The sequence below is a fragment of the Actinocorallia lasiicapitis genome, from assembly GCF_054778695.1.
On record NZ_BAAGZI010000650.1, the window covers coordinates 1 to 1,874 of the forward strand.

Genomic DNA, 1,874 nt, shown 5'->3' on the forward strand with positions numbered 1-1,874 from the left:
CGCGCCGGGGGTCGGCGACGCGCTGGCCGAACGGGACGCCCCGCTCGGCCGTTCCTCGGCCGGCGGCTGGGCGTAGGACGGCACGTCGACCAGCGACGGCCGGCCGGAACCGCCCGGGGTCGGCTCGAACCGCACCCAGCCGGAGCCGGCGAAGTACAGCTCGGGCCAGGCATGGGAGTCCTTCTGCCGGACCTCGTAGCGGCCGTCGGGGAGGACGGTGCCGGGCGCGAACCCGACGGCGACCCGGGCGGGGATGTCGGCGAGCCGCGCCATCAGCGCCATCGTCGCGGCGAACTGCTCGCAGTAGCCCCGCTTGTCCCGCAGGAATGATTCGAGGTGGCCGACCCTGCTGGGCGGGGGCGGATCGAGCGAGTAGGTGAAGTTGTCGAGGAAGTAGTCCTGGATCGCCAGCGCCCGCGCGTAGCGGCTCTCCTTGCCCTTGACGAGCTGCCGGGTGAGGGAGCGGATCGACTCGGGCAGCCGGGCGGGGGTGTCCAGATAGCCGCTGATGTCGGGGCGGCTCGCCTGCTCGAGCTGGGGCGCGGTCGGCAGGGCCCGGTCGCTGACGACCGTGAAGGTCTTCCCGCCCGCCTCGGTCGCGGCGTTGCCGCTGAACAGCATCAGCGAGGCCAGGTCGGCGCGCCAGTCGTCGCCGTCGATGTCGAGTTTGACCGGCGCGTAGGGCACCGGCAGGAAGTTCATCTCCCTGACCTTGGGGCTCACCGTGATCTCGGTGGTGACCCGATCTGTCGGCACCCCGATCGTGCCGGTCGGCGCGGGCAGGTCGCCGTTCCTGACCTGGGGGGCGTTCTTGGTGACGAGCGCCGAGTAGGTCCAGTGGTTGCCGTCGAACTTGTCGAGGGCGAACATCCGCAGATAGTCGGGACGGGCCGCGGTGGTCCGGTAGGTGAGGACCTGCTGGTCCCTGAGCTGCACCAGCCGCCGCTTCAGATCGACCAGCGGGTCGGCCGTGGTGATCGTGGTGGAGCCGCCACCGCCCCTGCCCTCGCCGCCCAGCCCGAACATCCCGGCCGGGCTGATCCCCGGCAGGATCGCGGGCACCACCACGGCCAGGGCGATCGCGGCGAGGCCGACCCGGCGTCCCGCCGAGGTGATCGGCCGCGCGTCGGCCTGCTCACCGGTCTCCCGCTCGTTCCAGCGGCGGGTGAACACCGGCCGTCCCCAGCTCGTGACCTGGTCGCGGGCGTCGGCGACGAGCATCGCCAGATACCCGGCCGAACCGGCCGCGAACGCCGCCCAGTGGACGCTCTCGGTCCGCACGGCCGCCGGGACGCTGTACATCGCCAGCAGCGGCAGCCCCGCGGGCGCGGCCCTGCGCAGCCGCACCGCGATCAGATCGACGACCGCCGCGGTCAGCCCGATCCCGAGCGTCGACATCAGCCGGACGGCCTCGATGTCGGGCAGCGGCGCGGCGAAGGTCTCGGCGGTCTGCCAGCCCTGCCGCAGCAGGGACTCCATCTCGGCCAGCGACGCCGGAGTCGGGACGATCAGCAGCAGCGCCTTCGACCCGGTGTACAGCAGGGTCAGATACAGGTTCAGCGCGGCCAGCGCGCAGACCATGTTGAGCGCGGCGGGCAGCCGGTACCGGCGCACCAGCAGCCCGGTCGCCGCGACCACGGCGATCGCGCCGGCCCCGGGAGGCAGCCAGGCCCAGCCGAGGAACAGCGGGTACAGGCTGATCGAGCCGAGCAGCGTCGCGGTCGCCGCGATGGCGGTCAGCCCCGGCCGGGTACTCAATGTGGGGCTCCTAAGACTCGGCGAGGGCGCCCTGGTGGACGCCCGCCCAGGCGGCGGGAAGGTCGGCGACGCCGGCGAGTTCGAGCACCCGCCAGCCGGAGCCGCGCAGGAACGCG

1 protein-coding gene is annotated in these 1,874 nt (G+C 73.3%); it reads right to left on the minus strand.

Going from position 1 to position 1,874, the window contains the following annotated elements; translation table 11 throughout:
- The coding region (locus ACYVE7_RS33370; protein WP_460370483.1) for a transglutaminase family protein at nucleotides 1-1,758 on the minus strand (1,758 nt) is incomplete at its 3' end.
- Nucleotides 1,759-1,874: the final 116 nt, after the last annotated feature.